Here is a 23,891-nt window from a genome sequence, read left to right on the forward strand (position 1 = left end):
CATATCTGCGCCTTGGTCATCCCTAGACTCGCGCACTCCTGTCGGGCCTCCCCGACGCAAGCTTTGGTAGTTCGGAGTGCGTCATGAGTACAAGAAAGAATCTGCGGAGGTTTGCTGCCAGCGGTATATGGCACAGCAGTTGCTGTGCCACGGTATGTCTGATGCAACAACATAATTATTGCTGGCAGCAGATCCTGTTGCACTGGGTCTCTGCCTTGGTCATCGTCTGGGCGTTGGTGAGTGGTTTTTACGTGACCGGCTTTGTTGTCGAGCCCGCCACTGCACAATGGGTCGGTTTCGTGAATGTTGGCCTGACCACGCTGTTTATTCCGGTCTTTCTGTTGCGCTGGTTGATGCGCTACCTGAAGGCCAGGCCGAGCGCACTGAACGAAAATGCCTTGGCACGGCGTATGGCGCATGTTGTCCACGAAGGCATCTATTGGCTCATCGCATTGGTGCTGACTTCAGGCGTGCTGATGATGGATCATGCGATTGACGTGTTTGGCTGGTTTGCAATAGCGCCCTTTCTGACGGATCCATTTTGGCTAAGCGCCTGGCTCACGGTGCATATAGGAGCAAACGTCGCCCTGGCTTTGACTGTGGCGGTGCACGTGTGTGCAGTCGCCATGTATGAATTTGCCGGGCGGAGTATATTGCGTCGAATGCTGCCTTGAGCTAATGAAGCATTCTTCTGTCTGGTCTTGGATGGCAAACCCTCTGCTGGCTGCGGTCATGCTCGTCTGGCGCGAAGCCATCGACGAGGCATGACGCCTCGGCATTTCAGGCAGTTTTGGGTTGCAACTTGCTCAAGTGCAGGGCCACAAGCAAGGCCACCGCCAGCAGGCTGCCGATGAAGTAGCCGATCCCGTTCCACCCCCATTGATGCCAGAATACCCCACCGGCCGTACCAGCGACGCTGGACCCCGCGTAATAACTGAACAGGTATAGCGACGAAGCCTGTCCCTTTGCTTTCAGCGCGCGGCGGCCGATCCAGCTGCTGGCCACCGAGTGCGCACCGAAGAAGCCGAAGGTGAACACCAGCATGCCGACGATCACCAGCGCCAGCGGGTTGGCCAACGTCATCAGCAAACCCCCGGCCATCACCACGATACTGGCCCAGAACACCTTGCGCCGGCCCAGCTTGTCAGCCAGGGCACCGACCTGCGCCGAGCTGTAGATACCCGACAGGTACACCACCGACAGCAAGCCGACCAGCGCCTGGTTCATGTGGTAAGGCTCGGCCAGCAGGCGGTAGCCGATGTAGTTGAACAGGGTGACGAAGGCGCCCATCAGCAGGAAGGCTTCGAGGAACAACCACGGCAACCCGGCATCCTTGAAGTGCATGACGAAGCCGTCCAGCAGGCTGCGCGGGTTCATCGACTGCGGGCGGAAATTGCGCGATTCAGGCAGCACTTTCCAGAACACCAGTGCAGCCACCAGGGCCAGGCCACCGATGGTCAGCATCGCGGTGTGCCAACTGACGAAATCGATCAGTACCCCGGTAATCAACCGCCCGCTCATGCCACCGATGGCATTGCCGCCGATGTACAGGCCCATGGCCAGGCCGATGTGCTGCGGGTGGATTTCTTCGCTCAGGTAGGTCATCGCCACCGCCGCCAGGCCACTCAGCGACAGGCCCACCAGGGCGCGGGTGACCAGCACCAGCTCCCAGCTCGGCATCACCGCGCTGGCCAGGGTCGACAGGGCGGCACAGACCAAGGCAAACACCATCACCGGCTTGCGGCCGATGCGGTCGGAGATCGGGCCGGTGATCAGCAGGCCGAACGCCAACATCGCAGTGGATACCGACAGCACCAGGCTGCTCTGCGCCGCGTTGATGGAAAATTCCTTCGACAGCAGCGGCATCATCGGTTGCACGCAGTACAGCAGGGCGAACGTGGCGAAGCCGCCGCTGAACAGGGCCAGCACGGTTTTCATGAAGGCGGGGGTGCCTTTTTCGATCCACATGTCGTTCAGGGGGGCAGGTTCTGGGCCGGCAGGAAGGGGGGCTACAGCAGTTTTCACGGGCGGTACCTCTGGCGCAATGAAAAAAGCATATAGCTGGCTAATGATTAGATCCAATATATTGTTCGACCTATTTGAGACGTTTAGCGACCTGATTGGAGCCGATCATGGAACTGCGCCATTTGCGTTACTTCATCGCCGTTGCCGAAGAGCTGCACTTCGGCCGTGCGGCCCAGCAACTGGGCATCTCCCAGCCACCGTTGAGCCAGCAGATCCAGGCACTGGAACAGGAACTGGGCGCCCGCCTGTTCGAGCGGACCAATCGTCGGGTCGAGTTGAGCGAGGCGGGTCGCCTGTTCCTTGAAGAGGCGCGCCAGGTGCTGGCGCAGGTGGAGAAGGCGGCCGATGTGGCGCGCCGTGCGCAGCTGGGTGAACTGGGTGAGATGAAAATTGGCTTCACGTCGTCGGCGCCGTTCACGTCTAAGATTCCCAAGGCCATTCATGCCTTTCGCCAACGCTTCCCCGCCGTGCACCTGAACCTCAAGGAAATGAGCAGCCGGGATGTCGCCGAAGGGGTGTTCGACGAATCCATCGAGGTCGGTCTGATGCGGCCGATGCCGCTGCCGGAAGGCCTGGTGGCAACGGAGCTGTTCCGCGAGCCGCTGGTGGCAGTGATCAATGCCTCGCATCCGTTGGCGGAAGGCACGGAACATGGCGTGCACATGGCCGCCCTGGCCCATGAACCGTTCGTGTTCTTCCCGCGCAGCTACGGCAGCGGGTTGCATGCGCAGTTGCTGAGCCTGGCACGCGAGGCCGGGTTCAGCCCGCACTTTGCCCAGGAAGCGGGGGAGGCGATGACCATCATCGGCCTGGTATCGGCGGGGCTTGGGGTCTCGGTGCTGCCGGCATCGTTCCAGCGCATGCGCATCGAAGGCGTGGTGTACCGCACGCTGCTGGATGAAGGGGCGATGTCGGCAGTGTGGCTGGTGCAGCGCGAGCGTGGCGGTTCGGCGATGGCCCGGGCGTTTGCCGAGTTGCTGACGGGACTGATGGCGGCCTGAACCGGCGAACGGGCAAATGGCACTGGCCATTGCCGCTGCGCCGCCACATACTCGGGCATTCGTTGATACACGGAGGTCAATCATGCGGCGCGTGGTGTTCAATCAGAAAGGTGGCGTGGGCAAGTCGAGCATCGCTTGCAACCTGGCGGCAGTAAGCGCCAGCGAAGGTTATCGGACCTTGCTGATCGACCTGGATGCCCAGGCCAACTCGACCCAGTACCTGACCGGCCTCACCGGCGACGATATCCCCATGGGCATTGCCGACTTCTTCAAGCACAGCCTGTCCAGCGGACCGTTCAGCAAGAAGAACAAGGTCGACATCTACGAAACCCCCTTCGATAACCTGCATGTGGTCACCGCCACGGCGGAGCTGGCCGACCTGCAGCCGAAGCTTGAAGCCAAGCACAAGATCAACAAGCTGCGTAAGTTGCTCGACGAGTTGGACGAGGACTACGAGCGGATCTACATCGATACGCCACCGGCGCTTAATTTCTATGCAGTTTCCGCATTGATCGCCGCTGATCGCGTGCTGATCCCCTTCGACTGTGACAGCTTCTCGCGCCAGGCACTGTACGGCCTGCTGGCAGAGATCGAAGAGCTCAAGGACGACCACAACGAAGACCTGGTGGTCGAAGGCATCGTGGTCAACCAGTTCCAGTCTCGCGCCAGCCTGCCGCAGCAGATGCTCGACGAACTGCTGGCCGAAGGGCTGCCGGTGCTACCGGTGTACTTGGGCAGTTCGGTGAAGATGCGTGAATCCCACCATGCCAGCCTGCCGCTGATCCATCTGGAGCCGCGGCATAAGCTGACACAGCAGTTTGTAGAATTGCATTCACTACTTGAAGAAAACGCTTAGACCCCTTGGCTTCGCAGCCACTCCAGCAACGACTGGAGTGGAAACGCCCCGGCCTGGCGGCTGATTTCTCGGCCGTTCTTGAACAGTATCAGGCTGGGGATCGAGCGGATACCCAGCTGCCCTGCCAGGTTGCGATTGGCTTCGCTGTCGAGCTTGGCCAGGCGGCAGCGGCCGCTGAGCTGGCGAGCGGCCTGCTCGAAGGTTGGGGCGAAAGACTTGCAGGGGCCGCACCAGTCGGCCCAGACGTCGATCAGCAGTGGCAGGTCGCCCTTGATCTGGCTGGCGTAGTTGGCTTCGCTGAGCTCGAAGGGCTGGCTCAGCAGCACGTCCTGTTTGCAGCGGCCGCATTTCGGGGCGTCGCCCAGGCGTGCCGCCGGCAGGCGGTTGAGGCCGTTGCAGTGGGGGCAGGGGATTACCAGTGGGTCGGACATTTGGGTTCCTTGAACATTATGAAGAACAGCTGATTTCCAGGTGCTTGCCCCACTCCGGTGGGCGCTCGGCATAGGCCTGCATGCCGGCTTGCTCCTCGAACGGCTGGCTCAGCACCTGGTGCAGGCGGCGCACCTCACTGTAATCCCCCGCTTCGGCCGCTTCGATGGCCTTCTGCGCCAGGTAGTTGCGCAGCACGTAAAGCGGGTTCACTGCACGCATGCGCTCACGACGGCCTTCGGCATTGCCCGCCTCGCGCTCGCAGCGGGTCAGATAATCTGCGCCCCAGGCATCGAACCCGGCGAGATCAATGAAGTCGTCGCGCACTGCCTTCAGCGCCTCGGCGGCAGGCTGCTCACCCAGCTTGCGGAAGAACAGGTTGTAGTCAACGCCACCACTCTGCATGCGCTGCAGCAGGCGTTCGACCAGCGCCATGTCGTCGTCTTCTGCAGTGGTCAGGCCCAGGCGCCGACGCATCAGGTCCAGGTAGTGCGCCTGATACAGCGGCAGGAACAGGCCCAGCGCTTCCTTGAGCGGTTCCACCTCGATCACCGTGGTCAGGGCCTGGGCCAGGGCGCTGAGGTTCCAGTGGGCAATCGGCACCTGGTTGGCGTAGCTGTAGCGGCCGCGGTCGTCAGAGTGGTTACAGATGAAGTTGGCGTCGAAGTCGTCGAGGAAGGCATAGGGGCCAAAGTCGAAGGTGATGCCGAGGATCGACATATTGTCGGTGTTCATCACCCCGTGGCAGAAGCCATAGGCCTGCCAGCGGGCGATCAGCTCTGCATTGCGCTCGACGATGGTGCGGAACATGGCCAGGTAAGGCTGCTCGGCATCGCGGCATTCCGGGTAGTGCTGCTCCAGCACGTGGTCGATCAGCACACGCTGCTGTTCCGGCTGCTTGGTGTAGTAGAAGTACTCGAAATGCCCAAAACGCACATGGCTCTGCGCCAGGCGGGTGAGCATTGCCGCGCTCTCGCGGGTCTCGCGCCACACCGGGGTGCTCGAACCGATCACGCACAGTGCCCGGCTGGTGGGGATGCCAAGCGCGTGCAGAGCCTCTGAAGCGAGGAACTCGCGGATCGACGAGCGCAGCACGGCGCGGCCGTCGCCCATGCGCGAGTAAGGCGTCTGGCCGGCGCCCTTGAGGTGCAGGTCCCAGTGCTCGCCCTGATCATTCAGCACTTCGGCCAGCAGCAGGCCGCGGCCATCGCCCAGGCGAGGGTTGTAGGAGCCGAACTGGTGACCGGAATAGACCATCGCCCGCGGGTCGGCCTCTTCCCAGAGCTTGTGGCCGCTGAACAGCTCGGCGAATACCGGCTCATTGGCCTGGGCCGGGTCGAGGTCGAGGAGGGCCATGGCCGACTCGCTGGCCACCACCAGGCGCGGCTCGGCAATCGGCTCGGGCAGGACCTGGGTGGAGAACGCATCGCCCAGGCGGGCGAAGCGGTTGTCGAAGGTGAGTTGGTCGAGGGCTTTCACGGGCTGCTCCTGAGATTCAGCACAGAATAAAGCATTCGAGCCTACTCAGGCCGGTGCAGTGCCATCCGGTTTAGGTTGCTCCATCGGGATCAGCTGCTGCTTGCCGCCTTTCGGGTCCATCAGGAACACCTCGACCTGGCGTACCGAGATCTTGATGTTGTGGGCCTTGAACTCGCGGTTGATGTAGCGGTTGATCTCGTCAAGCGTCGGGTTGCGGTCACCGAGGTCACGCACGTGCATGCGCAGCTCGTGGTCCAGCGAGCTCTCGCCGAAGTTGAGGAAGTACACGATCGGCTCCGGGTCCTTGAGCACCCTTGGGTTGTCGTGTGCGCCCTTGAGCAGCAGGTCGCGCACCAGGTCGAGGTCGGAGCCGTAGTCGATGCCCAGCTTCAGCGTCACCCGGGTGACCGTGTCGGTCAGCGACCAGTTGATCAGCTGGCCGGTGATGAAGGTCTTGTTGGGGACGATGATGTCCTTGCGGTCGAAATCGGTGATGGTGGTGGCGCGGATGCGGATCTTGCTCACCGTGCCGGACAGGTTGCCGATGGTGATGGTGTCGCCGATCCGAACCGGGCGCTCGAACAGGATCATGATGCCGGAGATGAAGTTGGCGAAGATCTCCTGCATGCCGAAACCCAGGCCCACCGACAGCGCGGCCACCAGCCACTGCAGCTTGTCCCAGCTGACCCCGAGGGTCGACAGGGTGCTGACGATGCCGACGCCGACGATGGTGTACGAAAGCAGTGTGGTGGTGGCATAGGCGCTGCCCTGGGCCAGGTTCAGGCGCGACAGCACCAGCACTTCCAGCAGGCCCGGCAAGTTGCCGGCCAGGGCGAAGGTGATGCCGACGATCACCAGCGCGCCAAGCAAGTCACCGAGGCTGATCGGCACCATGCTGGCGGCGGTGCCGGTGCCGCTGGTGTATTCGTACAGGACGAAATTGTTGAGGTAGGCGAATACCGTGATCAGGTCCGACCAGACCCAATACAAGCCGGCGATGAAGCCACCGAGCAGGGCCAGGCGGATCAGACGCAGCGACTGCTGGTTGACCTGTTCGATGTCCAGGGTCGGCTCTTCGGTGATGACTTCGCCATCCAGCCCTTCCTTGGCCGCCTGGCGCTTGCTCAGCGCCCGCTGGTAGGCCAGGCGCCGTGCCGCCACCGACAGGCCGCGCACGAATGCGGCTTCGATCACCAGCCAGAACATCAGCAGGTAGAGGGTGTAGATGAGCCGGTCGGTGAGCTTGAGCGCGGTGTAGTAGTAGCCGAAGCACACCGCCACGAACAGGGCGATCGGCAGGGCGGTGAAGGCCACCCCGACCGCCCGGCGGAACAACGAAGTGTCGCGGTGAGCCGGGCTGCTTGCCAGCAGCCGGCTGAGCAGCCAGGCCATCAGCGCATAACAGGTGAGCACCACACCGATGCCCAGCACATCGTCGGCCAGCGCCGAAGGCTGGTGTTCCGCGACCGCCACCACGCCGACCAACGCCAGCACCACGGTACCCAGCCGGCGTACCCAGCCACGCAGAAACTCGACTTGCGGCTTGTGCCAGCGGAAATGGATTTCTGCCACGCCACCGGGAGCGAGGATACGGTAGGCGGTGTAGAACACCAGCCACGCCTGGGCCAGTTGCCAGAGTGCGGCGCCGAGGTTGGCGTTCTGCCCGCGGGCGTCGATCTGCAGGGCGTAGCTGCACAGCGCAAGGCCCAGGCTCACCGGCATCGCCAGAAGGATGTTGATCAGGATCGCCTGGGGCGTGTGCCACTGGCTGTCACGCCGGAAATGGCCGATATCCTGATGCACCTTGCTCAGCCGCTGGTAGAGGTACTTGCGCCGCCACAGCAGCGCGCCGATCACCAGCAGCAACGGCAGGAACAGCAAAGGGCGCTGGCTCAGGCCGTCGCCCAATTCCTGGAGGCCGGAGCCCCAAGGCAGGTCGGCAACCTGCTTGGCAAAGCGCTCCGGTACATATTTCAACCAGTCCCAGTCCAGCGGCTTGTTGCTGGGAATCCAGAACATCTGCTCATCCAGGGTAGTGCGCAGGCCCTGCGCGGTACCGAGCAGTTGCTTCTGGTTGAGTTGCAAGGTGATCGATTCGTTGAGCAGTGCCGAAAGTTCGCGGTTCAAGCGTTCGAGCAGGTCGCTGCGGGTGATCGCCACTTCCAGCAAGGCTTTGCGCAGGGCCGGGGTGACGTCTTCCTGCGGCTGGCTGGCCAGCAGCTTGTCAACGTAGGTCACCGGGTTGCTCATCTGCTCGCGCTGCTGGTTGATCTCGAACTGGTACAGGCGGATGTCGGCGATCTGATCGGCCAGGTCACGGTCGAGTTTGAGGTGCGGCAGCGCCTGTTTCTGTTTGTAGAGAATCTTCGACAGCAACAAGCTGCCTTTGAGTACGCTGATCTGTTCATCCAGCGCCTGGTCCGCCTGGGTCAGGCTGTCGAGCTGCTGCTTGGTGCGCAGGTTCTGCTGAGTCAGTTCGTTGAGGCGGTCGGTGCTCTTGAGCAAGTAGTCGGACAACTTCAGGTTGGCCGCACTTTCGCTGGCCAGCAGGCTGCTGCCGCCAGCCTTCTGTGCTTCGATCGACTGCTGAGTGACGGTTTGCTGGGATTGCGCCAGGCGTTTTTCGTTGATCAGGGTCTGCAGGTCCTGGATTTCCTGTTCCAGGCGCGCTGCGCGCTCGATCAGCAGGTCATGGCGAGCATTGCCCAGGTCCTGCAGCAGGCCGTTGCCGGCCAGTTCCTGGCGGCGGAGCAAGGTCACGGCGTTAAGCGAGGCCAGTTCCGCGGCGAGCTGGTTGCGCTGGTCGGCGTTGATCGACTTGCCGCCGTCCTTGCCGCTCTTGAGGATGTTGTTGATTTGCTGGGTGCGGGTCTGATTGCTACTGATCTCGGCCTGGGCGCGCTCGGGGCGGGTCTGCGAGTTGATGATCAGGCTATTGGCTTCGGACAGCGCCTTCTGCAGCTCACCCTGCAAAGTGTTGCGCTCGCTGAGCAGCTGCTCCAGCTGCGGAACCGTGAGGCTGGCATAGCGCTGTGCTACCGGTTGCGGCTTGCTTTCCTTGAGCCTGGCCAGTTCTTTCTGGCTGTCGCTGGTTTCCTTGGGGGCACTGGCCAGCTGCTGCTTGAGCGCGGCCAGCTTCTTCTCGCTGTCTTCTTTGCCATTGAGCAGGCTCAAGGTCTGTTCTAGCACCTGCTGCAAGGCCTTCTGGTCGGCTTCGGGCAGCTTGCGCTCGGCGATCTTGTCGAGGCTGTTCTGGATGCTGGCGGTGGTCGGGGTTTCCGCCGCGTTGACCGCAAAAGAAAGGGACAGGCACAACCCCAGCAGGGCTGTGCGAAGGTACACGCGCAGGGACATAGGCAGACTACTTGTGGATCAGGCAGAAACGGAGTTTAGAGGAACAATCCTGGTCCGGGTCGCGTTCCCTCGGGGAATCTGACGCCGACTTTCTGGATCTTGTTCCCGTCCATGGTCGCCACGGTCCAGATCGTGCCGTGCCAATCGACCTGGTCGCCTACTACTGGAGCGCCTCCGACCTTCTGTCGGATGAACTGCGCCAGCGGCATTTTCGCGTCCAGACCGTCCAGTTTCAGGCCATAAAGGGCCGCCACCGCGCCCAGCTCGGCATCGCCTTCGAGCACGAAGTCGCCGAAGAAACGCAGGTCCAGGCCACGCTGTGGTGCCTGGCTGAACAGTTTGCCCAAGGCCGGAAGGTTATGTTCGTGGCCGATCACGCAGAGCATGTCGCCGACTTCCAGTACCGTGCTGCCGGACGGGTGCAGCAGTTGCTCGGCGCGGAACAGCGCGGCGATGCGGGTGCCTTCGGGCATTTTCAGCTCGCGCAGGGCAGCACCGATGCACCATTTTTCCGCGCCCAGGCGGTACACGAACAGCTCCCACTCGCTGGTGACGTGCACTTCCAGCGCCGAGCGGGAAATGGGTGCCGGGTCTGGCGGCACGGTGACTTTCAGCAGCTTGGCCATCCACGGCAGGCTGGTGCCTTGCACCAGCAGCGACACCAGCACGATGAAGAACGCCAGGTTGAAGAACAGCTGGGCGTCCGGCAGGCCGGCCATCAGCGGGAACACCGCCAGGATGATCGGTACCGCACCGCGCAGGCCAACCCAGGAGATGAAGCCTTTTTCGCGGCCATGGAAGGCCTTGAACGGCAGCAGGCTGGCGACCACCGACAGGGGGCGCGCCACCAGGATCATCCACAGCGCCAGGCCCAGTGCGGGCAGGGCGATCGGCAGCAGGTCGTGCGGCGTGACCAGCAGCCCCAGCACCAGAAACATGCCGATCTGGGCCAGCCAGGCCATGCCGTCGAGCATGTGCAGGATGCCGTGGCGGCTACGGATCGGCTTGTTGCCCAGCACCAGGCCACACAGGTAAACGGCGAGGAAGCCGCTGCCGTGCAGGGCGTTGGTCAGCGAGAACACCACCAGGCCGCCAGCGACTACCAGGATCGGGTACAGACCGCCGGCCAGGTTGATGCGGTTGACCAGCTGCAGCATCAGCCAGCCGCCGCCAAGACCAAGCAGGGCTCCGATGCCAAACTCGCGCAGCAAGTGGCCCAGCAGGCTCCAGTGCAAGCCGGTCTGGCTGCTGGCGATCATGTCGATCAAGGTAACGGTGAGGAACACCGCCATCGGGTCGTTACTGCCCGATTCGATTTCCAGCGTGGCGGTCACCCGTTCGTTCAGGCCTTTGCCGCCGAGCAGCGAAAACACTGCCGCGGCGTCGGTAGAGCCGACGATGGCGCCGATCAGCAGGCCCTGGATCAGGCTCAGGTTGAACAGCCAGGCGGCGACCATGCCGGTGAGCCCGGTGGTGATCATCACACCGACGGTGGCCAACGACAGCGCCGGCCACAGGGCCACGCGGAAGCTCGCCACCCGGGTGCGCAGGCCACCGTCGAGCAGGATCACGGCCAATGCCAGGTTGCCCACCAGGTAGGCGGTCGGGTAGTTGTTGAAGATGATGCCGCCACCATCGACACCGGCGACCATGCCGACGGCGAGAATGATGACCAGAATAGGGATGCCCAGGCGCGACGACAGCGAGCTGACCAGGATACTTGCGCCCACCAGCAATGCGCCGATCAGAAACAGGCTGTTGATGGTACTGGCATCCAAAGGCAGGTACTCCGGGGTAGCGCGGGAAAAGGAACTGACTGGCAAGTCGCGTGCCAATCGATTCTAACCTGATGAATTGGCAGCCTGTAAAGCGTTTCTGCAGATGAAAAAGGCACCGCGGTGGGTGCCTTTTCTTGTGTTGCCTGTGAGAGGACCCTTTTGCGGCTAAAGCCGCTCCCACAGGTACTGCACAGATTTCGAAACCTGTGCGAACCCTGCGGGAGCAGCTTTAGCCGCGAAGAGGCCAATGCGGGCTTACGCCTGTTTCACCTCGCGCATCGGTTTGCCCTTCACCGGTGCACCGTTAGCCACGTAGTACTTGGCGGTGCTGCGCGGCAGCGGCTTGCGATTGCGGATCTTGTCCGAAATCTTCTCGGCGATCATGATCGTGGTGGCGTTGAGGTTGCCGGTGATGATGATCGGCATGATCGACGCATCGACCACGCGCAGGCCCTTCATGCCGTGCACGCGGCCTTCGCCGTCGACCACTGCCATGTCATCGGTGCCCATCTTGCACGAGCAGGATGGGTGGAAGGCGGTTTCGGCGTGCTCGCGGATGAACTTGTCCAGCTCTTCATCGGTTTGCACGTGTTCGCCTGGGCTGATCTCGCGACCACGGTACGGGTCCAGCGCCGGCTGGGCCATGATTTCGCGGGTCAGGCGGATGCCGTCACGGAATTCCTGCCAGTCCTGCTCGGTTGCCATGTAGTTGAACAGGATGCTCGGGTGCTGGCGCGGGTTCTTCGACTTGGCCTGGATGCGGCCACGGCTTGGCGAACGCATCGAGCCCATGTGCGCCTGGAAACCGTGTTCCTTCACGCCGTTGGAGCCGTTGTAGTTAATCGCGACCGGCAGGAAGTGGTACTGGATGTTCGGCCACTCGAACTCAGGGCGGGTGCGGATGAAACCACCGGCCTCGAACTGGTTGCTGGCGCCGATACCGGTGCCTTTGAACATCCACTCGGCGCCGATGGCCGGCTGGTTCCACCACAGCAGCGATGGGTACAGCGACACGGGCTGGGTGCAAGCGTACTGCAGGTACAGTTCGAGGTGGTCCTGCAGGTTCTCGCCGACGCCCGGCAGGTCGTGCACCACCGGGATGTCGAGGCTCTCCAGCAGGGCGCGAGGGCCGACGCCGGAGCGCTGCAGCAGCTGTGGCGAAGCGATGGCGCCGGAGCTGACGATCACTTCCTTGCGGGCGCGGGCTTCGACGCGCTCTTCACTGTCGCCGACCAAGTAGGTCACGCCGATGGCGCGCTTGCCGTCGAACAGCACACGGTCGCTCAGGGCGTGGGTGACGATGGTCAGGTTCGGGCGCTTCTTGGCCTGATCCAGGTAGCCGCGGGCGGTGCTGGAACGGCGGCCGTTCTTGGTCACCGAACGGTCCATCGGGCCGAAGCCTTCCTGCTGGTAGCCGTTGAGGTCTTCGGTGCGTGGGTAACCGGCTTGCACGCCGGCTTCGACCATGGCGTGGAACAGCGGGTTGTTGCCGGCTTTCGGCGTGGCCACGCTGACCGGGCCGTCGCCGCCGTGGTAGTCGTTCGGGCCGATGTCGCGGGTTTCGGCTTTGCGGAAGTACGGCAGGCAGTCCAGGTAGGTCCAGTCTTCCAGGCCTGGCAGCTCTGCCCAGCCGTCAAAGTCCTTGGCGTTGCCGCGGATGTAGCACATGCCGTTGATCAGCGACGAGCCACCCAGGCCCTTGCCGCGGCCACATTCCATGCGGCGGCCGTCCATGTGCGGCTCCGGGTCGGTCTCGTAGGCCCAGTTGTAGCGGCGGCCCTGCAGCGGGAAGGCCAAAGCGGCTGGCATCTGGGTGCGGAAGTCGAAGCGGTAGTCGGGGCCACCGGCTTCCAGCAGCAGTACGGTAACGCCGGCGTCTTCGGTCAGGCGGGTAGCCAGGGTGTTACCGGCGGAGCCTGCTCCGACGATGATGTAATCGAATTCTTGGGACATGGAAGGACCCTCGTGTTGGCGGTGATCAGGGAGCGGAAACGCCCGTGCACAGTGGCACGGGCGTGGCTGGACAGGGCCTTAGAAGACCGAGTTGTAGCCGCCCAGCTCGACCTGGACCGACTTGATGCGAGTGTATTGAGCCAGCGAGCTGACGCCGTTCTCACGGCCGACGCCCGACTGCTTGTACCCGCCAACCGGCATTTCGGCTGGCGATTCGCCCCAGGCGTTGATCCAGCAGATACCGGCTTCCAGCTGGTGGATGATGCGGTGGGCGCGGGAGATGTCGTTGGTGCAGACACCGGCGGCCAGGCCGTAGTCGGTGTCGTTGGCACGGCGGATGACTTCTTCTTCGGTTTCGTAGGTGAGGATGCTCATCACCGGGCCGAAGATCTCTTCCTTGACGATGGTCATGTCGTCAGTGCAGTCGGTGAACACGGTTGGGGCCACGAAGGCACCGTTGGCGAAATCACCGGCAGTCAGGCGCTCGCCGCCGCACAGCACGCGGGCACCTTCTTCTTTACCCTTGGCGATGTAGCCGAGCACGCTTTCCATGTGCTGGAAGCTGACCAGTGGACCGAAGTTGGTATTCTCGTCTTCCGGATTGCCAACGCGGATGCGGGCAACGCGCTCGGCGATCTTGGCTTCGAAGGCAGCCTTCATTTCAGCCGGGATGAACACGCGGGTACCGTTGGTGCAGACCTGACCGGAGCTGTAGAAGTTGGCCATCATGGCGATGTCGGCGGCCTTGTCCAGGTCGGCGTCGGCGCAGATGATCAGTGGCGACTTGCCGCCCAGCTCCATGGTGACTTCCTTGAGCGACGAGCTCGAGGCGCTGGCCATGACCTTCTTGCCGGTGGTGGTGCCGCCGGTGAAGGAGACTTTCTCGATGCGTGGGTGCTCGGTCAGCCAGGTGCCGACTTCGCGACCGCTGCCGGTCAGGACGTTGAACACACCGTTCGGCAGGCCGGCTTCGGTGTAGATCTCGGCCAGTTTCAGGGTGGTCAGCGAAGTGACTTCCGACGGTTTGAAGATCATCGCGTTGCCAGCGGCCAGGGCCGGGGCGGATTTCCACAGGGCGATCTGGATCGGGTAGTTCCACGCGCCGATGCCGACGGTGACGCCCAGCGGCTCGCGGCGGGTGTAGACGAAGGACGATTCGCGCAGCGGGATCTGCTCGCCTTCGATGGCCGGTACCAGGCCAGCGTAGTACTCCAGCACGTCGGCGCCGGTGACGATGTCGACGTAGCGGGTTTCCGAGTACGACTTGCCGGTGTCCAGGGTTTCCAGCATGGCCAGTTCATCGTTGCGCTCGCGCAGGATGTCGACGGCGCGGCGCAGGATGCGCGAACGCTGCATGGCGGTCATCGCGGCCCAGACTTTCTGGCCGCGCTCGGCGCTTTCCACGGCCTTCTCGACGTCAGCCTCGGTGGCACGTTGCACGTGGGCGAGGACTTCGCCGGTAGCCGGGTTGATGGCTTCGAAGGTGGCATCGCTGCCAGCGTCGACGTAAGCGCCATCAATGTAGAGTTTTTGCTTTCCGAAACGGGCCATAGTGTCCTCGCAAGTGCAGTGTGTGGTTGGCTGCGCGTCACGCTCCTGCCGGGTTGGCAAGCGCCGTGCGTGCTTGATCAGCGGCCTGGTCGGTTGTGTCCAGGGTGAGCTGTTTAGCCAGTTGTAGATCCATGTATTCGTATGCAATCCGTACTGCCTGGTCGGTGTCGAATGCATCTCCCGACAGGGCACCACGCAGCCACAGGCCGTCGATCAGGGCCGCCAGGCCGCGGGCTGCCTTGCGCGCATGGTAGAGCGGCAGGGCGCGGCGGAACTGGCAGCACAGGTTGGAATACAGGCGGTGATCGTTGATCCGCTGCAACCTGTGCAAATCGGGCTGGTGCATGCTGGAAGCCCAGAAGGCCAACCAGGTTTTCATTGCCGGGCCGTTCACCTGGCTGGCATCGAAGTTGCCCTCGATGATCACTTTCAGGTGGGCGCGCGGGCTGTCGTCCGTCAGGGCCTGGCGACGTGCTCTAACGCCTTCGTTGAGCATGTTCATGATGTAACCCATCGTCGCTGCGATCAGGCCGTTCTTGTCCCGAAAGTAGTGACTGATGATGCCGTTCGACACACCGGCCAAACGGGCAATCAGCGCAATGCTGGCGTCACCCAGTCCGACCTGATCGACCGCCTGCAACGTGGCTTCGATCAACTGCTGGCGGCGGATGGGCTGCATACCGACCTTGGGCATCTTGCTATCTCCTCAGGCCTGCGAGCAGACGACAAGCGGCTGACTCGGCGAAGGCCAGTCTATTTTGTTTTGATTGAACGTTCAATCAATAAAGAATAAGCTCTGCGACAATTTGTGCCATTGACAGTTTTTCAGGCTGTCCAGAAGGCACCGATTGACACCCCAGGAAATCGCGTAACCCCCGGAATACAAGGCGTTGACGGGCATGAGCGATGCGAAATGCAGATTCTGCCGTACGGTCACTGGCCCTGCGACAGGCCCTTGGAGCGGGCGGGGTGATCTGTGACGAATGCGCGCACCTCAGCTGAGGCGTGGCGTTTTTAGCAGGCCACCTGTCTGTTTTTTTGCAACGTATCGATTCGGGATCGCGGTTTCCAGGGTGCTTTTATAACACCTGATGCAGTGGGGGAATTCCACCAATTGCTCGGGAAAGACTGATTAGCCTCCACAGCCGTACTGCCCGGAGCATTCGTGCAATGAGTTCTGCCTCACTTACCAAGCCCCCCGCCGAGAGGGTACGGGTCAACCGCGTGGTGTTCTTCACCTCCGCGCTGATGATCCTCGTTCTGACTGCCTTGTTGATCGCTGTACCCGAAACCGCCGGCCAGGTGCTGGGCGTGGCCCAGAAATGGCTGACGCGCACCTTCGGCTGGTACTACATGCTGGTGATCGGCGGTTACCTGCTGTTCGTCATTTACCTGGCGTTTTCCGACTACGGCAAGCTCAAGCTTGGCGGCAAGGACGACCAGCCTGACTTCAGCTACGGCGCCTGGGCCGGCATGCTGTTCTCCTCCGGTATCGGCATTTCGCTGCTGTACTTCGGCGCGTCTGAGCCGCTGGACCACTACTTCAATCCACCAGAAGGCACCTCTGCCAGCCTCGAGGCCGCGCGCCAGGGCCTGCAGCTGACCTTCCTGCACTGGGGCTTGCATGGCTGGGCGATCTACGCCCTGGTCGGCCTGGCCGTGGGTTACTTCGCCTACCGCCACAATCAGCCGCTGGCACTGCGTTCGGCGCTGTACCCGCTGGTCGGTGAGCGCTGGGTCAAGGGCGCTGCGGGCAATGCCGTGGACATCTTCGGCATGTTCGTCACCCTGCTGGGCCTGGTGACCAACCTGGGCATCGGTTCGATGCAGGTGGCCTCGGGCCTGGAATACCTGTTCGGCATGGACCATAGCAAGACCAACCTGCTGGTGGTAATCCTGGTCATGGCCGGCGTGGCCACGGTGGCCGCGGTCTCGGGTGTGGAAAACGGCATCCGTCGCCTGTCCAACCTGAACATCATGCTGTTCAGCGGCCTGCTGATCTTCGTCCTGCTGGGTGGTTCGACCCTGCACCTGCTCAACGGCTTCGTGCAAAACGTCGGCGACTACCTCAATGGCATTGTGCTGAAGACCTTCGACCTTTATGTGTATGAAGGCGAAGCCGGAAAGTCCGAGCGCTGGCTGGGCCTGTGGACCGTGTTCTACTGGGCATGGTGGATCTCCTGGGGTCCATTCGTCGGCATGTTCATTGCCCGTATCTCGAAGGGCCGTACCGTGCGCCAGCTGGTCAGCGGCGTGTTGCTGATCCCGCTGGGCTTCACCCTGGCCTGGCTGTCGATCTTCGGCAACACCGCGCTTGACCTGGTGATCAACCAGGGTGCCGTGGAGCTTGGCAAGACGGCCCTTGAACAGCCGTCGATGTCGATCTACCAGCTGCTGGAATACTTCCCGGCGGCCAAGATCGTGATTGGTGTCGCGGTGTTCGTCGGCTTCGTGCTGTTCCTTACCCCGGCCGACTCCGGCGCGGTGATGATGGCCAACCTGTCGTGCAAAGGTGGCAAGGTCGACGAAGACGCCCCGCACTGGATGGTGGTGTTCTGGTCGGTGGTCATCACCCTGGTCACCATCGGCTTGTTGTTCGCCGGCAACTTCGAGGCCATGCAGACCATGGTGGTGCTGGCGGGCCTGCCGTTCTCGGTGGTGCTGGTGCTGTTCATGTTCGGCCTGTACAAGGCCATGAAGCAGGACGTGGCCGTCGAGCAGGAGCGTGCCGAGCTGGCCGCCCGTGGCCGCCGCGGCTTCACTGAGCGCCTGAGCCAGCTGGATCTGCAGCCGACCCAGGCCGTGGTGCAGCGCTTCATGGACAAGCAAGTCAGCCCGGCGCTCAAGGAAGCCGCCGCACAGCTGCAGACCCTGGGCTTCGAGGTGGAGACCCGCGTTGGCCAGTCGCGCAACATGATGGGCTTGCGGGTGATGATGGATGAGGGCAATCCGTTCGTTTACGAAGTGAGCTTGGACGGCTACATGGCTGCGCCGAGTGAAGCGCCGGTGGAAGGCGAGCCGGAAGTGCGCCAGCGCTTCTACCGTGCCGAGGTGTACCTGCACGATGGCAGTCAGGAGTACGACCTGATGGGCTTTGCGCCGGAGCAGATCGTGCGTGACGTGCTGGATCAGTTCGAAAGCCACCGGCAGTTGCTGGGCCGCGTGTATAGCTGATCGCCCTTGAGGCAAACAAAAACCCCGCTCACCTGAGCGGGGTTTTTTTATGCCATTGAGCAGCTGCGGCCGATGTGGGATTTCTGTGGGAGCGGCCTTGTATCGCGAAAGGGCCGCAAAGCGGCCCCGGCAATCTGTGCTGCATGGCTGAAACCCTGGGGCCGCTACGCGCCCCTTTCGCGACGCAAGGCCGCTCCCACAATGACCGTGCGCACTGCAATGTCAGCGGTTGGCGTAGCGCCCGTTCTTACCATGCCCCGGCATCGCCAGGTTGCTGCGCACGGCAATCATCTGCTTGAGCCTTATCAGCTCGATACCCTGGCTCTTGAGCCGAGGCAGCTCGCGCTCCAGCACTTCCAGGGTCTGTGGATAAGGATGCCCGATCAGCACCGCCGAGCCCTGCTTGCGGGCCAGGGCGATGCCCTGCTGCAATTGCCCGGAAATGGCCTCGGTGGTGCGCACGTCATCGAGGAACACATCCCGCGACACATGCGCCAGTCCTTGGGCTTGGGCCTCGGCCGCAGCGACCGTGGCCGCGCTGGTGCGGCTGTCGACGAAGAACAGGTGCCGGCGTTGTAGCTCACCCATCAGCCAGGCCATCGGCTCACGCTGGGCGGTCATGCGGCTACCCATGTGGTTGTTGATGCCAGCGGCGTACGGCACCTTGGCCAGGGCCGCATCCAGGCGCCGCGCCAGCTCTTCGATCGGGATGCCTGGGTGCCAGGCATAGGGCCCGGTCGCCGGGTCCATGGGCATGTGCAGGATCACCGTCTTGCCAGCCTTGTGCGCCTGGCGGGCGAAGTCGGTCGCATGCGGGGTATCGGGCATGATCGCCATGGTCACCGGGCCGGGTAGGGCCAGCGTTCGACTGTCGCGATCGGTACTCTGGCCCAGGTCGTCGATGATGATGCTCAGGTAGGCCTTGCCGGCCGGCGCCGCTTGCGCGACCCCGGCCATCAGGCAGAACAGCAGACACAGCAGATAATGCATGGGGTGGATCAGTCGCCCTTGGTGATGTTCAGGCCCTTGAGCAGGCTCAGGGCCTGGCTCAGCTGGTAGTCACTGTCCTGCGGGCGCTCCTGGCGCTTGCTGCTGCCGGTCGGTCGGTCGGCGCCGCCGTTGCCGTTGCCCAGGTGGCCCTGCAGGTCGGCTTCCTTGAAGGTGTCGTTGTCGCTGGCATCAGCGGTCAGTTTGGCCGGGCGCACTTCGATGTCGGGGACGATGCCCTGGGCCTGGATCGAGCGGCCGTTGGGCGTGTAGTACAGCGCGGTGGTGAGCTTAAGCGCACGGTCGTTGGCCAGTGGCAGCACAGTCTGTACCGAGCCCTTGCCGAAGCTGTCGGTGCCCATCAACACGGCACGCTTCTGGTCCTGAAGGGCGCCCGCGACGATTTCCGAGGCCGAGGCACTACCGCCGTTGATCAACACCACCAGCGGCACGCCTTCGCTGGCGTCGGCCGGGTCGGCATTGAAGCGCAACTCGGAGTTGGCGATGCGGCCCTTGGTGTAGACGATCAGGCCCTTGGTCAGGAAGTGGTCGGCGACTTCCACTGCCGACTGCAACACGCCGCCAGGGTTGTTGCGCAGGTCGAGGACTACCCCACGCAGCTTCTTGCCGTTGTCCTCACGCAGCTTGGCCAGGGCCTTGCCCACTTCGTCGCCGGTCTTGACCTGGAACTGGGTGATACGAATGTAGCCATAGCCGCTCTCAAGCAGCTGGCTCTTCACGCTCTTGACCTGGATCACCGCACGGGCAAGGGTCACGTCGAACGGATTGCCGCCGTCGCGCACCAGGGTCAGGGTAATCTTCTCGCCAATCTTGCCGCGCATCTTGTCGACTGCTTCGGTCATGGTCTGGCCACGGGTAGGTGCGCCGTTGATCTTGACGATCAGGTCACCAGCCTGCACTCCGGCACGCGAGGCCGGGGTGTCGTCGATCGGCGACACCACCTTGATGTTGCCGTCCTCCTGGCCCACTTCGATGCCGAGGCCGCCGAATTCGCCGCTGGTGCTTTCCTGCAGCTCCTGGAAGTCCTCAGGGCCGAGGTAGGCCGAGTGTGGGTCAAGGTTGCTGAGCATGCCCTTGATGGCGTTTTCCAGCAGGGTCTTGTCGTCCACGGGTTCGACGTAGGCGGCCTTGATGCGGTCCATGACCTCGGCGAAGGTGCGCAGTTCTTCCAGCGGCAGTGGCGCCTTGGCGGTCACCTCGGTGGCTGGCACTGCAGCAGTCTTGGCTGGCGAGGCTTTCGCCGGCTCCGCGGCGCTGGCCAGGGGTGCACCGATCGCCAGGGCGATGGTCAGGGCCAGCTGGGTGAGGCGAGGCGAGTGCAGCATGTCGAACGAACTCCTGATCCTGTAAGCGCTCCCTGCGGAGCATCGGCGCAGCGCTTGGCGCCATGCCGTATGTAATGTGTCAGCCGCGGCACCACTGCGAAGGGTCGGTAGGCCGGCCCTGCTGGCGGATGGCGAAGTACAAGCCTGCGCTGTCCTGGCCACCGCTGTCGCCAACGGTGGAGATGGCCTCGCCGGCCTTGACGATGTCGCCGGCGCTCTTGAGCAGGCTCTGGTTGTGGCCGTACAGGCTCAGGTAACCATTACCATGGTCGAGAATGACCAGAAGTCCAGCGCCACGCAACCAGTCGGCAAACACCACGCGCCCGCCGTGCACCGCACGTACCTGGGTGCCAGGGCTGGCGCTGATCATCACCCCGTCCCACTTGGCCCGGGCATCGCTGCCGCGTGCGTCACCAAAGCGTGCCAGCAATCGACCATTGACCGGCCAAGGAAGTTTTCCCCGTGCCGCAGAAAATGCACCACCGTAGCTGGCGCCGTCACTGGAAACCAGTGGCCCGAGGGTTGTGCGGGCCTTTTTCGGTGGCTCGGCATCTTCCTTGTCCGCGCGGGCGGCAAGGGCCTCCTGCTGACGGCGTTTCTCGGCTTCCTGCTGGGCGAGCAGGGCTTTCTTGCGCGCTTCTTCAGCTTCTCGGGCCTGGCGGGCCAGGGTTTCCTCGATGGTCTTGAGCACCTTGGCCAGGTCGGCCTGGTCCTGCTGGCGGGCCTGCAGCTTCTGGTCGCCGTCTTTCACGTCGCTGTTGAGCTTGGCCAGTACCTGCTGGCGCTTGCCGCGCTCGGCGTCCAGCGCCTGGCGGCGGGTGTCGAGATCGGCGCGCTGGGCCAGCAGCTGTTCCTGCTCGCGGGAAATGTTCTGTTCGACACTGGCCAGCTGGCGCAGGGTCTCGTTGAATGCCTTGAGCTGCTCGAGGCGCGCTTTGCTCAGGTAGTCGTAATAGGACAGGGTGCGAGCGAATTTCTCAGGGTTCTGCTGGTTGAGCAGCAGCTTGAGGTATTCCTCGCGGCCGTTGTTCTGGTAGGCCGAACGGGCCTGTATGGCGATCAGCCGTTGTTGTTCAACGCGGGCGCTCTGGAGTTTTTTTTTCTCGGTATCAAGGCGCTCCAGCTCGCCCTCGGTCTTTTTTAGTTCTTGTTGCAGGGCCTCCACCTGCTTCTCCAGATTACCGATGTCGGTTTCAGTGGCCTTGAGGTCTTTTTGCACGCCGGCCTTTTCTTCCTGGAGCTTGCCCAGCGTCTTCTTGAGCTCGGCAATGTCCTGGCGGGTGGCGTCCAGTTGCTGCTGGGTCTGAGCGCGCTCATCGGCGAAGGCCGGGCTGAGCAGGCAGGACAGGGCTAAAGGGATCAGGGCGCGTAGCATGGGGTTTGGCGTACCAAGGATGGAGACTGGCCTAGTATGCCCGTGCGGGCAGGCAAAAAAAACGCCTCGCTGCCGGGGCAGCGGGGCGTTTGTCTGGAATTCATGTGCAAAGGGGCTGCAAGGCGGCCCCGGTACACTGAATCAGGCGTCGACCAGGATCGAAGTACCGGTCATTTCTGCCGGCTTTTCCAGGCCCAGCAGTTTCAGCATGGTCGGCGCCACGTCCGCCAGCACACCGCCTTCGCGGACCTGCACCTTGCGCTTGCCGACATAGATGAACGGCACCGGCTCGCTGGTGTGCGCGGTGTGCGCCTGGCCGGTGCACGCGTCTTCCATCTGCTCGACGTTGCCGTGGTCGGCTGTGATCAGTGCTTCGCCGTCGACCTTCTCCAGCGCCTCGACGATGCGTCCGACACAAGTATCGAGGGCTTCGACTGCTTTGACGGCAGCTTCGAACACGCCAGTGTGGCCGACCATGTCGCCGTTGGCGTAGTTGACCACGATCACGTCAAAACGCTGCTGCTCGATGGCTTCGACGATGCGATCGGTCACTTCAGGGGCGTTCATCTCGGGCTGCAGGTCGTAGGTGGCGACCTTTGGCGACGGGATCAGGATGCGCTCTTCGCCTTCGAACGGCTCTTCGCGGCCACCGGAGAAGAAGAACGTGACGTGCGCATACTTCTCGGTTTCGGCGATGCGTAGCTGAGTCTTGCCGTTCTTTGCCAGGTACTCGCCCAGTACGTTGTTCAGGCTGGACGGGGCATAGGCTGCCGGCGCGGCGATCTTTGCCGAGTACTGGGTCAGGCCGATGTAGGCGGCCATCTTCGGCAGGCGGGCACGCGGGAATTCGTTGAAGTCCGGCTCGACGAAGGCGCGCGACAGCTCGCGGGCGCGATCGGCGCGGAAGTTCATGAAGATCACAGCGTCGCCGTCTTCGACCTTGACTGCCTCGCCAATGCGCGTGGCCTTGACGAATTCGTCGTTCTCTTCGCGGGCGTAGGCGGCTTCCAGGCCTGCCAGCGCGGTGTCGGCGGTGTAGTCGGCAACGCTGTCGACTATCAGGTTGTAGGCGGCGCTGACGCGGTCCCAGCGGTTGTCGCGGTCCATTGCGAAGTAGCGGCCGATCAGGCTGGCGATCCGGCCCTTGCCGAGCTTGGCAAAGGTCGCGTCGAGCAGTTCGATCGACGATTGCGCGCTGCGTGGCGGGGTGTCACGGCCATCGAGGAAGGCGTGCAGGTAGATCTTCTCGGCACCGCGCTGCGCGGCCAGTTCGGCCATGGCAACCAGGTGGTCCTGGTGGCTGTGCACGCCACCGTCGGACAGCAGCCCGAGGATGTGCACCGCCTTGCCAGCGCCCGCAGCCTTGTCCACCGCGCCGGTGAGTACCGGGTTCTGGAAGAACTCGCCATCGCGGATGGCCTTGGTCACCCGGGTGAAGTCCTGGTAAACGACGCGCCCGGCGCCGAGGTTCATGTGACCGACTTCGGAGTTGCCCATCTGCCCGTCCGGCAGGCCGACATCCATCCCTGATCCGGAAATCAGGCCATGCGGCTGGGTGGCGCGCAGGCGGTCATAGACCGGTGTGTTGGCGGAATAGATGGCGTTGTATTCGGGGCTTTCGCTGTGGCCGAATCCATCCAGGATGATCAGGACCAGGGGTTTGGGCGTACTCGTCATCAATCAAACTCACGGTTGTTCAAAGATGATAAAGACACGCATTTTAGGGCAAATGCGCCATCAGCGGCGAATAATCGTCCTGTCGCCCGACCGGCGCAGGCAGCCCGGTAACATGAAGGTACCTTTACCGGCGACCCGTCGGGCTTTGGTGGCACTGGGGGGCTGTGTATACTGGCCGGCATTTTCAATCGCCTGGAACACCGCTGATGGTTGCTCACCTGATTCAATTCGCGACAGATCACTACATCCTGGTGGCGATCTTCGTGGTTCTGCTGGTTGCCCTGCTCGTCAATGAACTGCGCCGTGGCGGCCAGAGCCTGAGCAACGGCCAGCTGACCGCGCTGGTCAATGCCGACAAGGCACTGGTTATCGACATTCGTCCTTCCAAGGAATACTCCGCCGGCCACATCGTCGGTGCGCTGAATATTCCGCAGGACAAGATCGCCAACCGCATGACCGAGCTCGAGAAGCACAAAGAGAAGACCTTGATCATCGTCGATGCGATGGGCCAGCAGTCCGGCGCGGTCTGCGGCGAGCTGATCAAGGCTGGTTACACCGCCGCCAAACTGAGCGGTGGCGTTTCCAGCTGGAAAGCCGATAACCTGCCCCTGGTGAAGTGATATGAAGCCCGTCATCGTCTATTCCAGCGACTACTGCCCCTACTGCATGCGCGCCAAGTACCTGCTCGAGAGCAAGGGCGTGGCCTTCGAGGAAATCAAGGTCGACGGCAAGCCGCAGGTTCGCGCCGAGATGAGCCAGAAGGCCGGCCGTACATCGGTGCCGCAGATCTGGATCGGCGGCACCCACGTCGGTGGATGCGATGACCTCTATGCCCTGGAGCGCGCCGGCAAGCTCGACGCGCTGCTGGCGGCCTGATTTGCACTGCATTCAAAAACATTAGGATTA

The 23,891-nt window shown here is 62.8% G+C and carries 18 protein-coding genes; 6 read left to right on the plus strand and 12 right to left on the minus strand.

The window, feature by feature from the left end:
• Window positions 1-161 precede the first annotated feature (161 nt).
• On the plus strand, window positions 162-674 hold the full coding sequence (locus ACLEJU_RS06270) for a cytochrome b (RefSeq protein WP_435422372.1): 513 nt from the start codon (window positions 162-164) through the stop codon (window positions 672-674).
• A 106-nt stretch (window positions 675-780) separates the two neighbouring features.
• On the opposite strand, the gene ACLEJU_RS06275 is transcribed toward ACLEJU_RS06270, so the two are convergent.
• Window positions 781-1,968: an MFS transporter gene (locus ACLEJU_RS06275; RefSeq protein WP_435422373.1), complete on the minus strand. Its 1,188-nt coding sequence runs from the start codon at window positions 1,966-1,968 to the stop codon at window positions 781-783.
• 164 nt (window positions 1,969-2,132) lie between these two features.
• On the opposite strand from ACLEJU_RS06275, the gene ACLEJU_RS06280 reads away from it, so the two are divergent.
• Window positions 2,133-3,026: a LysR family transcriptional regulator gene (locus ACLEJU_RS06280; protein WP_159412459.1), complete on the plus strand. Its 894-nt coding sequence runs from the start codon at window positions 2,133-2,135 to the stop codon at window positions 3,024-3,026.
• Window positions 3,027-3,108: 82 nt separating this feature from the next.
• Window positions 3,109-3,882, plus strand: coding sequence for a ParA family protein (locus ACLEJU_RS06285; RefSeq protein WP_435422374.1), 774 nt, complete (start codon window positions 3,109-3,111; stop codon window positions 3,880-3,882).
• Here ACLEJU_RS06285 and trxC read toward each other — a convergent pair.
• The 7 genes from trxC to betI all read right to left on the minus strand — a co-directional run bounded on the left by trxC (window position 3,879) and on the right by betI (window position 15,120).
• Window positions 3,879-4,313: a thioredoxin TrxC gene (gene trxC, locus ACLEJU_RS06290; RefSeq protein ID WP_435422375.1), complete on the minus strand. Its 435-nt coding sequence runs from the start codon at window positions 4,311-4,313 to the stop codon at window positions 3,879-3,881. The two genes, ACLEJU_RS06285 and trxC, sit on opposite strands and share 4 nt — an antisense overlap.
• A 16-nt stretch (window positions 4,314-4,329) precedes the next feature.
• Window positions 4,330-5,790, minus strand: a complete 1,461-nt coding sequence (gene selO, locus ACLEJU_RS06295) for a protein adenylyltransferase SelO (protein WP_435422376.1) — start codon at window positions 5,788-5,790, stop codon at window positions 4,330-4,332.
• A gap of 45 nt (window positions 5,791-5,835) precedes the next feature.
• Complete coding sequence (gene mscK / locus ACLEJU_RS06300) at window positions 5,836-9,144, minus strand: mechanosensitive channel MscK (protein ID WP_435422377.1); 3,309 nt, start codon at window positions 9,142-9,144, stop codon at window positions 5,836-5,838.
• A 35-nt stretch (window positions 9,145-9,179) separates the two neighbouring features.
• On the minus strand, window positions 9,180-10,922 hold the full coding sequence (locus ACLEJU_RS06305; RefSeq protein WP_435422396.1) for a potassium/proton antiporter: 1,743 nt from the start codon (window positions 10,920-10,922) through the stop codon (window positions 9,180-9,182).
• Between the two features lie 255 nt (window positions 10,923-11,177).
• Window positions 11,178-12,875: a choline dehydrogenase gene (gene betA, locus ACLEJU_RS06310; protein ID WP_435422378.1), complete on the minus strand. Its 1,698-nt coding sequence runs from the start codon at window positions 12,873-12,875 to the stop codon at window positions 11,178-11,180.
• A gap of 78 nt (window positions 12,876-12,953) precedes the next feature.
• Window positions 12,954-14,426, minus strand: a complete 1,473-nt coding sequence (gene betB, locus ACLEJU_RS06315; protein ID WP_435422379.1) for a betaine-aldehyde dehydrogenase — start codon at window positions 14,424-14,426, stop codon at window positions 12,954-12,956.
• A 37-nt stretch (window positions 14,427-14,463) separates the two neighbouring features.
• A complete protein-coding gene (gene betI, locus ACLEJU_RS06320) occupies window positions 14,464-15,120 on the minus strand; it encodes a transcriptional regulator BetI (RefSeq protein WP_435422380.1) in 657 nt (218 codons plus the stop codon).
• Between the two features lie 533 nt (window positions 15,121-15,653).
• On the opposite strand from betI, the gene ACLEJU_RS06325 reads away from it, so the two are divergent.
• The gene (locus tag ACLEJU_RS06325) at window positions 15,654-17,600 is read left to right on the plus strand and encodes a BCCT family transporter (protein ID WP_435422397.1); all 1,947 of its coding nucleotides are present in this window, start codon (window positions 15,654-15,656) and stop codon (window positions 17,598-17,600) included.
• Between the two features lie 222 nt (window positions 17,601-17,822).
• Here ACLEJU_RS06325 and ACLEJU_RS06330 read toward each other — a convergent pair whose 3' ends face one another.
• The 4 genes from ACLEJU_RS06330 to gpmI all read right to left on the minus strand — a co-directional run bounded on the left by ACLEJU_RS06330 (window position 17,823) and on the right by gpmI (window position 22,985).
• Window positions 17,823-18,590, minus strand: coding sequence for a divergent polysaccharide deacetylase family protein (locus tag ACLEJU_RS06330; protein ID WP_435422381.1), 768 nt, complete (start codon window positions 18,588-18,590; stop codon window positions 17,823-17,825).
• An 8-nt stretch (window positions 18,591-18,598) separates the two neighbouring features.
• On the minus strand, window positions 18,599-19,933 hold the full coding sequence (locus ACLEJU_RS06335; RefSeq protein WP_435422382.1) for a S41 family peptidase: 1,335 nt from the start codon (window positions 19,931-19,933) through the stop codon (window positions 18,599-18,601).
• A 79-nt stretch (window positions 19,934-20,012) separates the two neighbouring features.
• Complete coding sequence (locus tag ACLEJU_RS06340) at window positions 20,013-21,308, minus strand: murein hydrolase activator EnvC family protein (RefSeq protein ID WP_435422383.1); 1,296 nt, start codon at window positions 21,306-21,308, stop codon at window positions 20,013-20,015.
• 141 nt (window positions 21,309-21,449) lie between these two features.
• Window positions 21,450-22,985 (minus strand): 2,3-bisphosphoglycerate-independent phosphoglycerate mutase, encoded by a 1,536-nt coding sequence (gene gpmI / locus ACLEJU_RS06345; protein ID WP_435422384.1) that lies wholly within the window; start codon window positions 22,983-22,985, stop codon window positions 21,450-21,452.
• 206 nt (window positions 22,986-23,191) lie between these two features.
• Here gpmI and ACLEJU_RS06350 point away from each other — a divergent pair, with 206 nt between their 5' ends.
• Together ACLEJU_RS06350 and grxC are read left to right on the plus strand one after the other, a co-directional pair.
• A complete protein-coding gene (locus tag ACLEJU_RS06350) occupies window positions 23,192-23,605 on the plus strand; it encodes a rhodanese-like domain-containing protein (RefSeq protein ID WP_435422385.1) in 414 nt (137 codons plus the stop codon).
• A 1-nt stretch (window position 23,606) separates the two neighbouring features.
• Entirely contained in the window at window positions 23,607-23,861 is a 255-nt protein-coding gene (grxC, locus tag ACLEJU_RS06355) for a glutaredoxin 3 (protein WP_258703394.1), read from the plus strand.
• Window positions 23,862-23,891: the final 30 nt, after the last annotated feature.

Origin of the sequence: Pseudomonas sp. SMN11 (genome assembly GCF_052041945.1) — a bacterium.
Taxonomy (GTDB): Bacteria; Pseudomonadota; Gammaproteobacteria; order Pseudomonadales; family Pseudomonadaceae; genus Aquipseudomonas.

Excerpts from the sequence above, each read along its gene's own strand:
- ACLEJU_RS06335 (WP_435422382.1), bottom strand. The coding sequence starts at position 19,933 with ATGCTGCACTCGCCTCGCCTCACCCAGCTGGCCCTGACCATCGCCCTG.
- betB (WP_435422379.1), bottom strand. The coding sequence starts at position 14,426 with ATGGCCCGTTTCGGAAAGCAAAAACTCTACATTGATGGCGCTTACGTC.
- ACLEJU_RS06275 (WP_435422373.1), bottom strand. The coding sequence starts at position 1,968 with ATGTGGATCGAAAAAGGCACCCCCGCCTTCATGAAAACCGTGCTGGCC.
- grxC (WP_258703394.1), top strand. The coding sequence starts at position 23,607 with ATGAAGCCCGTCATCGTCTATTCCAGCGACTACTGCCCCTACTGCATG.
- ACLEJU_RS06350 (WP_435422385.1), top strand. The coding sequence starts at position 23,192 with ATGGTTGCTCACCTGATTCAATTCGCGACAGATCACTACATCCTGGTG.
- ACLEJU_RS06340 (WP_435422383.1), bottom strand. The coding sequence starts at position 21,308 with ATGCTACGCGCCCTGATCCCTTTAGCCCTGTCCTGCCTGCTCAGCCCG.
- ACLEJU_RS06330 (WP_435422381.1), bottom strand. The coding sequence starts at position 18,590 with ATGCATTATCTGCTGTGTCTGCTGTTCTGCCTGATGGCCGGGGTCGCG.
- ACLEJU_RS06285 (WP_435422374.1), top strand. The coding sequence starts at position 3,109 with ATGCGGCGCGTGGTGTTCAATCAGAAAGGTGGCGTGGGCAAGTCGAGC.
- trxC (WP_435422375.1), bottom strand. The coding sequence starts at position 4,313 with ATGTCCGACCCACTGGTAATCCCCTGCCCCCACTGCAACGGCCTCAAC.
- betA (WP_435422378.1), bottom strand. The coding sequence starts at position 12,875 with ATGTCCCAAGAATTCGATTACATCATCGTCGGAGCAGGCTCCGCCGGT.
- gpmI (WP_435422384.1), bottom strand. The coding sequence starts at position 22,985 with ATGACGAGTACGCCCAAACCCCTGGTCCTGATCATCCTGGATGGATTC.
- betI (WP_435422380.1), bottom strand. The coding sequence starts at position 15,120 with ATGCCCAAGGTCGGTATGCAGCCCATCCGCCGCCAGCAGTTGATCGAA.
- mscK (WP_435422377.1), bottom strand. The coding sequence starts at position 9,144 with ATGTCCCTGCGCGTGTACCTTCGCACAGCCCTGCTGGGGTTGTGCCTG.
- ACLEJU_RS06280 (WP_159412459.1), top strand. The coding sequence starts at position 2,133 with ATGGAACTGCGCCATTTGCGTTACTTCATCGCCGTTGCCGAAGAGCTG.
- ACLEJU_RS06270 (WP_435422372.1), top strand. The coding sequence starts at position 162 with ATGCAACAACATAATTATTGCTGGCAGCAGATCCTGTTGCACTGGGTC.